General features: G+C 73.7%; 8 protein-coding genes. 6 read left to right on the top strand and 2 right to left on the bottom strand.

From position 1 onward, the window contains the following. Positions 1-243 precede the first annotated feature (243 nt). From groL to ACFRMQ_RS14490, 3 genes are all read left to right on the top strand, one after another. The gene (gene groL / locus ACFRMQ_RS14500; protein WP_316526858.1) at positions 244-1866 is read left to right on the top strand and encodes a chaperonin GroEL; all 1623 of its coding nucleotides are present in this window, start codon (positions 244-246) and stop codon (positions 1864-1866) included. A 114-nt stretch (positions 1867-1980) separates the two neighbouring features. Beyond that, on the top strand, positions 1981-2337 hold the full coding sequence (locus ACFRMQ_RS14495; protein ID WP_380730694.1) for a hypothetical protein: 357 nt from the start codon (positions 1981-1983) through the stop codon (positions 2335-2337). Positions 2338-2358: 21 nt separating this feature from the next. Then, the gene (locus tag ACFRMQ_RS14490; protein ID WP_380730692.1) at positions 2359-2532 is read left to right on the top strand and encodes a hypothetical protein; all 174 of its coding nucleotides are present in this window, start codon (positions 2359-2361) and stop codon (positions 2530-2532) included. A 62-nt stretch (positions 2533-2594) separates the two neighbouring features. Here ACFRMQ_RS14490 and ACFRMQ_RS14485 read toward each other — a convergent pair whose 3' ends face one another. Next, the gene (locus tag ACFRMQ_RS14485; protein ID WP_380730690.1) at positions 2595-3227 is read right to left on the bottom strand and encodes a hypothetical protein; all 633 of its coding nucleotides are present in this window, start codon (positions 3225-3227) and stop codon (positions 2595-2597) included. Positions 3228-3291: 64 nt separating this feature from the next. Between ACFRMQ_RS14485 and ACFRMQ_RS14480 the strand changes: the two genes are divergently transcribed. From ACFRMQ_RS14480 to ACFRMQ_RS14470, 3 genes are all read left to right on the top strand, one after another. After that, positions 3292-3675, top strand: a complete 384-nt coding sequence (locus ACFRMQ_RS14480; RefSeq protein WP_380730688.1) for a PadR family transcriptional regulator — start codon at positions 3292-3294, stop codon at positions 3673-3675. Further along, positions 3672-4628 carry a hypothetical protein gene (locus ACFRMQ_RS14475; protein WP_380730686.1) on the top strand — a complete coding sequence of 319 codons (957 nt, stop codon included), beginning with the start codon at positions 3672-3674 and terminating at the stop codon, positions 4626-4628. Before ACFRMQ_RS14480 ends, ACFRMQ_RS14475 begins: the two co-directional genes overlap by 4 nt. Before the next feature lie 66 nt (positions 4629-4694). Further along, positions 4695-5381: a copper homeostasis protein CutC gene (locus tag ACFRMQ_RS14470; protein ID WP_380730684.1), complete on the top strand. Its 687-nt coding sequence runs from the start codon at positions 4695-4697 to the stop codon at positions 5379-5381. A 46-nt stretch (positions 5382-5427) separates the two neighbouring features. On the opposite strand, the gene ACFRMQ_RS14465 is transcribed toward ACFRMQ_RS14470, so the two are convergent. Next, positions 5428-7401, bottom strand: coding sequence for a HelD family protein (locus ACFRMQ_RS14465; protein ID WP_380730696.1), 1974 nt, complete (start codon positions 7399-7401; stop codon positions 5428-5430). Between the last annotated feature and the right edge of the window lie 132 nt (positions 7402-7533).

Raw genomic sequence — 7533 nt, 5'->3', positions numbered from 1 at the left:
GTGCGGGCCCGTCGGCGTTCCCGGACGGCTCCGGCGGCGGCTCGCGGATCGGCGGTGGGGCTTGCACTCGACCACCCGGAGTGCTAATCATTGGCGTTAGCACTCACAGTGTGAGAGTGACAGCGGACCGGGTCGGTGAGGCCCCCGGGAGCGGTAGGGGAATGGACCTCCGCGCACCAGGGCCGTCCGTCGCGGGCACCCCTTGGTCCGAGCAGTCGACCGTGTCCCGGAGGACCACTTCTGATGGCCAAGATCATCGCCTTTGATGAGGAAGCTCGCCGCGGCCTTGAGCGTGGCATGAACCAGCTCGCCGACGCGGTGAAGGTCACGCTCGGCCCCAAGGGCCGCAACGTCGTGCTGGAGAAGAAGTGGGGCGCCCCCACGATCACCAACGACGGTGTCTCCATCGCCAAGGAGATCGAGCTCGAGGACCCGTACGAGAAGATCGGTGCGGAGCTCGTCAAGGAGGTCGCCAAGAAGACGGACGACGTCGCGGGTGACGGCACCACCACCGCCACCGTGCTCGCCCAGGCCCTGGTTCGCGAGGGTCTGCGCAACGTCGCCGCCGGCGCCAACCCGATGGCCCTGAAGCGCGGCATCGAGAAGGCCGTCGCCGCCGTCTCGGACCAGCTGCTGGCCCAGGCCAAGGACGTGGAGACCAAGGAGCAGATCGCCTCCACCGCCTCCATCTCCGCCGCCGACACCCAGATCGGCGAGCTCATCGCCGAGGCCATGGACAAGGTCGGCAAGGAAGGCGTCATCACCGTCGAGGAGAGCAACACCTTCGGCCTGGAGCTCGAGCTCACCGAGGGCATGCGCTTCGACAAGGGCTACATCTCCGCCTACTTCGCCACCGACCTGGAGCGCATGGAGGCGACGTTCGAGGACCCGTACATCCTCATCGCCAACTCCAAGATCGGCTCGGTCAAGGACCTGCTCCCGCTGCTGGAGAAGGTCATGCAGAGCGGCAAGCCGCTCGTCATCATCGCCGAGGACGTCGAGGGCGAGGCCCTGTCGACCCTGGTCGTGAACAAGATTCGTGGCACCTTCAAGTCCGTCGCCGTCAAGGCCCCGGGCTTCGGTGACCGCCGCAAGGCCATGCTCGGCGACATCGCCATCCTCACCGGTGGCACCGTCATCTCCGAGGAGGTCGGCCTGAAGCTGGAGAGCGCCGGCATCGACCTGCTGGGCACCGCCCGCAAGGTGGTCATCACCAAGGACGAGACCACCATCGTCGACGGTGGCGGCGACAGCGAGCAGGTCGCGGGCCGCGTGAACCAGATCCGCGCCGAGATCGAGAACAGCGACTCGGACTACGACCGCGAGAAGCTCCAGGAGCGCCTCGCCAAGCTGGCCGGCGGCGTGGCCGTCATCAAGGCCGGCGCGGCCACCGAGGTGGAGCTCAAGGAGCGCAAGCACCGCATCGAGGACGCCGTCCGCAACGCCAAGGCCGCCGTCGAGGAGGGCATCGTCGCCGGTGGTGGCGTCGCCCTGCTGCAGGCCGGTGTCGCGTTCGACAAGCTGGAGCTGGACGGCGACGAGGCCACCGGTGCCAACATCGTCAAGGTCGCGCTGGAGGCCCCGATCAAGCAGATCGCGACCAACGCCGGCCTGGAGGGTGGCGTCGTGGTGGAGAAGGTGCGCAACCTCCCCGCCGGTCACGGCCTGAACGCCGCCACCAACGAGTACGTCGACCTGGTCGCCGAGGGCATCATCGACCCGGCCAAGGTCACCCGCTCGGCGCTGCAGAACGCCGCCTCCATCGCGGCGCTGTTCCTCACCACCGAGGCCGTCATCGCCGACAAGCCGGAGAAGGCCGCCGCGGCCGCCGGCGGCGGCATGCCGGGCGGTGACATGGACTTCTGATCCTGATCTTTCCGATCGGATCGGCTGGTTCCTCGTCCGCGTGGGCGGTTCCCTTCGGGGAGCCGCCCACGCGGCGTTTTCGTCGTTGCGCCGGTCGCGTCGGAGAATGGACGGATGGCTGCTGACGACATCGAGAACGCCCTGCACAACGCCCGGGCGCTGATCCTGGCCGACCTCACCGCGCGGGACGTGGCGGACGCCGCCGTCGTCTCGCTGGTGGAGCAGGCCGTGACGCACCGCCGCTGGTGGCTGGAGCAGTGGCCGGACGGCACCGAGTACGTCCTCGGGCTGGTCGCCCAGGACGTCCAGGACGCGCTGCTGGAGGTGTACGGGCGCTGGCCGCTGTGCGCCGACTGCGCGGCCGACGGGGACCCGCACGCGCTGAGCGTGGAGCCCGAGCTGGGCCCGGAGCCGCACTGGGTGTGCGGCAAGCGGGGAGCGGTGGTGGCACCGGTGGGGGAGCTCTCCTAGCAGCCGTGTACGGTGCGCGGCATGAAGCGCTGGGTGTGGGGTGTGCTGGGCGGGTGCTGCGGTCTCGGGTTGTGGTGGGCCGTGCTGGAGGTGTCGGGGGCCGATCACGACGCGTGGTGGGCCGTCGCGGGGCGCGTCCTGTCCGTGACGGGCGGCGTGGCCGCCGTGGACCGGCTGGGGGCGCGGTGGAGCTGACGGGCGCGCGGGCGCGGCTTCCGGGGGTGGGTCCGGGAGGTGGCGTCAGGGGGCGGTGAGCTTCAGAGGGTGCCGAGTTCGGCCGTCAGGTTGGCGAGGGCGGCCGCGGTGAAGCGGTCGCGGGCGGCGGGGCTGCGGTAGAGCGCGGGCAGGGCGAGCAGGTGGCGCAGCACGGCGGCCCGGCCGGCCCGGAAGTCCGGCTCGGGAACGAAGCCGTACTCCTCGCGGACGGCGGCCGCGTACGCCGCGTACGCCTCGGGGGTGCCGCCGAGGACGGCGAGGTCCGCGTCGCAGAGCACCTCGCCGTCGCGGTCGCCGGGGGCCGGGTCGTGGTCGACGGTGAGCAGCACGAGGCGCTCGACCTCGGCGACCCGCTCGGCGGGAAGGCCGGCGGCGGTCAGCGCGCGGACGGCCAGGGCGGCGCTGCGCTCCTCGTTCTCGGTGCGGTCGGGGCGGTACACGGCGTCGTGGAACCAGGCCGCGAGGCGGACGGCGTCCGGATCGGCGGCGTGCCCGGCCAGTTCGTCGACGTGGCCCAGCACCGCGCGCAGGTGCGCGGCGGTGTGGTGGCGGCGCGGCGGCTCCGCCCAGCGGCGCAGCAGCTCCCGGCCGTACGGCTCGGGGTCCACGGCGGCCCCGCAGCGGTGCAGCAGGGCGGTCCAGTCGGCGAGCAGGTCGTCGGTCTCGGTGGCCATGCGGCCCATTCTGTCGGGCTCCCCCGATGGACGGGATATGCCGGTCGGCGATATATGTAGCCGTATGACAGAACGCGCCATGCAGGAGCCGACGCTGCTGCTGCTCACCGCGCTGGCCGATGCCCCGCGGCACGGCTACGCGCTCATCCAGGAGATCGCCGCGATCTCCGACGGCCGGGTCAGGATGCGCACCGGCACGCTCTACGGGGCGCTCGACCGGCTGCTCCAGCAGGGCCTGATCGAGGTCGCCGCCGAGGAGGTGGTGGACGGCCGCGCCCGGCGCAGCTACGCGCTGACCGCCGAGGGCCGGGGTGCGCTGGCCACCGAGGCCGAGCGGTTGCGGGCGGTGGCCACCGAGGCCGAGCGCCGGCTGAGCAGGCTCCGGTCGATGCTGCCGGGCGGGGACGGGCCGCAGGGGCGGCCGGTGACGGGAGGAGGCCGCTCATGAGCACGCCGGCGATCGGCGCGGCGCCCTCGGCGGTGCTGCGGGCCGCGCTCCAGCTCTACCCCGAGCGGTACCGCCGTGAGCGCGGAGAGGAACTGGTCGAGGTGTTCGCGGACACGACGGCGGAGGGCGGGCGCCTGGACGCCGCCCGGGAGCTCGCCGGCCTGGCGGTGTACGGGCTGCGGATGCGGCTCGGGCTGACCGGCGCGACGGCGGCCGGGCGGCTGCTGGCGCTGGTCGCGCCGATGCTGGCCGGGGCGGCGGCCGGTGCCACGCTGGTGGCCTGGGCGACCACCACGTACCGGATCGACAACTGGCTGGCCTGGGAGGACCCGTACAAGGTCTACTTCGCGAGCTTCTGCCGGCCGGTGGCCGCGGTGCTGCTCGCGGTGGCGGCGCTCCTGGGGCGGTGGACGGCGGTGCGGGCCAGCGCGCTGGCCCTGGGGGTGGTGGGGGCGTACGACCTGGTGTCGGCCCTGCGGGACTCCTCCTTCGACCTGTGGTGGAGCGGCTACATCGGGATGGCCTCGCTGCCGTTCGTGCTGGCCGCGCTGCTGCTGGTCGCGGCGCCGACCGACCTGCTGCCCCGGCCGGCCTGGCGCCGGGCCGGCCTGGTGCTCGCCTCGGGGGCGGTGGGCGGGCTGCTGGTGGGGGCCCAGAGCTGGGACGACACCCGCTTCCCGCTGGACCTCCCGTGGTTCGTGCTGATGCTGCTCGTCCCGCTGGTGCTCACCTTCGCCGGCCTGCGCGGGCGGGTGGCGCCGATGGCGGTGGGGGTGACGGTGCTGGTGCTGACCGGGCCCGGCTGCCTGTTCAACATCTGGCGGGAGTCGGGCGGGGTCTCGCGCCTGCTGCCGGTGGCGGCGCCGACGGTGGCGCTCCTCGTGCTGGCGGCGGTGGCGGTGCGCCGGTTCGGCCGGCGGGAGGGGGCCGGGGCGGTCCGCGGGGTGGTGTGACCGGTTCGGCCCCCTGGGTGCCGGCGGGGGTCGCCGGGGGCCGCCGGATGTGGCAATCTGTCGAATATGTCTAGACCAATTTTCGAAGTCATCGCGCTGACCCCCCAGGACGCCCAGGCCGCCGAGTCGGGCGGCGCCGACCGGCTCGAACTGGTCACCGACATGGCCGCCGACGGCCTCACCCCGTCCGTCGAGGACTTCGGCCGGATCCGGGCCGCCGTCGGCATTCCGCTGCGGGTCATGCTGCGGATCCGGGACGGCTTCGCCCCCGGCGACGTGGACGAGCTGTGCGCCCGGGCCGCCGCACTGCGGGCCGAGGGGGCCGAGGAGTTCGTCCTCGGCTTCCTCGACGCCGAGGGCGCCGTCGACCTGGCCGCCACCACGGCCGTCGCCGAGGCGATCGCCGGCTGCCGCTGGACCTTCCACCGGGCGATCGACCACAGCGCTGACCGGGCCGCCCTGCGCGCCGCCGTCGGCGCGCTGCCCGGCCTGGACACCTTCCTCACCTCCGGTTCGGCCGCCGGGGTGGACGCCGGGCGCGAGGTGCTGTCGGCCGAACTGGCCCGGGCCGGCGGGCCCGGGTACCGGCAGCGGATCCTGATCGGCGGCGGCCTGCGGGCCGAACACCTGAAGGAGCTGCGGGCGGAGGGCTTCGACGCCTTCCACGTCGGCGGCGCGGTGCGGGCCGACGGCTGGAGCACTCCGGTGGACCCGGCCAAGGTCGCCGAGTGGCGGGCGCTGATCGACGCCTGAGCGCGTGCCGGAGGGACCGGTCCGTGGACCGGCCCCTCCGGGTGGCTCACCCCAACTGCTCCGGCAGCGGCTCGCCGTGCAGCACCGTCAGCCCGGAGACGGCCCGGGTCAGCGCCACGTACAGCCGCCGCAGGCCGGTCCGCTCGTCCGGCTCGCCGGCGATCACCGCCGCCGGCTCGTCCAGCACCACGTAGTCGTACTCCAGGCCCTTGGCCAGCGAGGCCGGGACGAGGGTGAGCCGGGCCTCGGCGCGGGTCTCGTCGCCGGGGGAGAGGTACGGCAGCCCGGCCGCGGTCAGCGCCTCGGCGAGCCGCGGGACGCGGGCGTCGGCGGCGATCAGGCCGGTCGACCCCTCGTGCCCCAGCGCCTCCCGGCAGGCCTCCAGGACGGCCTCCGTGGTCTCCCCGTCCGCGACCTGGCGGATCGTCAGCGAACCGGGCGCCTCGCGGACCGAGGAGGCCGGGGCCAGGCCGGGGGCGATCGCCGGGAGCAGCCGGGAGGCGTACGCGATGACCTCCTCCGGCACCCGGAAGCCCTTGGTCAGCTCCTCGATGTGCGCCTCCGGCTTGCCCAGGTGGCGCAGCGCCTCCGGCCAGCTCGCCGTCGCCCACGGGGTGGTGCCCTGGGCGAGGTCGCCCAGGACGGTCGCCGAACCGGTGGTGCAGCGGCGGCCGACCGCGCGGTACTGCATCGGGGAGAGGTCCTGGGCCTCGTCCAGCACCACGTGCCCGAGCGAGGGGGTGCGCTGCACCAGGTCGGCCGCCTCGTCCACCAGGACGGCGTCGGCCGGCGTCCAGCGGGCGGTCTTCACCGAGCGGCCGGGCTTGGGCCACAGCACCGCCGACTGCTCCTCGGAGGTGAGGACCCCTTCGGCGCACTCGGCGAGGAATTCCGGATCGGAGAGCAGCCGCAGGACCAGCTTCGCCGGGTCGACGGCCGGCCAGCACTCCTTGACCACCGCCTTGACCGCGGTGTTGCGGGCCACCGCGTCCTGCACCCGGTCGTCCGGGGCCTCGCCGCCCTGCTCCATCTTCAGCAGCACGGCGTGCGCGATGCGCTGCGGCAGGGCGTCCCGGGCGGCGCCGTAGCGGACCTCGCGGCCCTTCAACTCCTCGATGATCTCGACCAGTTCGTAGGCCGGAACGCGCCAGCGGCGGGAACCGCGGACCACCACGCAGGGCTCGGTGGGCAGCGTGATGCCCGACCGCACCGCCCGGCGCAGCACCTCGGCCATCCGGGCATCGCCCTTCAGCCGGGCCGCCTCCGGGCCGTCCTCGCCCCGCACCTCGACGTGCCCGACCAACTGCTGGACGGTGGCCTGGGCGACCTCCAGCTCGCCGAGGGCCGGGAGCACCTGCTCGATGTACGAGAGGAAGGCGTTGTTCGGCCCGATCACCAGCGTGCCGGTGCGGGCGAGGCGCTCGCGGTGCGCGTACAGCAGGAAGGCGACTCGGTGCAGGCCGACGGCGGTCTTCCCGGTGCCGGGCGCCCCCTGGACGCAGATGGTGCCCGTGAGGTCGGAGCGGACGATCTCGTCCTGTTCGGGCTGGATGGTGGCGACGATGTCGCGCATCGGGCCGACGCGGGGCTTCTCGATCTCGGCGGCCAGCAGGGCGGAGGACTGCTCCGTCTCGGCCGGGTCGGTGAGGTGCTCGTCCTCGTAGGCGGTGAGTTCGCCGCCGGTGTAGCCGAAGCGGCGGCGGCGCTCGACGTCCATCGGCTCGGTGCGGCTGGCCCGGTAGAACGGCTGGGAGACCGGCGCGCGCCAGTCGATCACCATGGGGTCGCCGTCGGCGTCGTGGACGTGCCGGCGGCCGATGTAGAAGCTCTCGCCCCCGCTTCCTTCGCTCAGCTCCTCGCTGATCGCGTGCAGGTAGTCGAGGCGGCCGAAGAACAACGGGGTGTGCGAGAGGTCGGCCAGGGCGGCGATCCTGGCCTCGATCTGGTTCTGCAGGATGACGGTGGTGACCCAGGAGCCGGTCACGTCGCGGATGTCGAGCGACTCGACGTCCGCGCGCATCGCGCGCAGCGCGGCCCTGGACGCGGCCAGGTGGTCGCGTTCGCGCTGGAGGGGATCGGTGGTGGAGGTGGCGGGCACAGCGAACCTTCCCGGCTGCCCCGGTGGCGGGCGCAGCGGATCGTAGGAGCTCAC

The organism is Kitasatospora sp. NPDC056783 (assembly GCF_042789895.1).
GTDB lineage: Bacteria > Actinomycetota > Actinomycetes > Streptomycetales > Streptomycetaceae > Kitasatospora.
The sequence above is the reverse complement of the archived record's forward strand: the minus strand, read 5'-3'. Positions and strand labels throughout refer to the sequence as shown.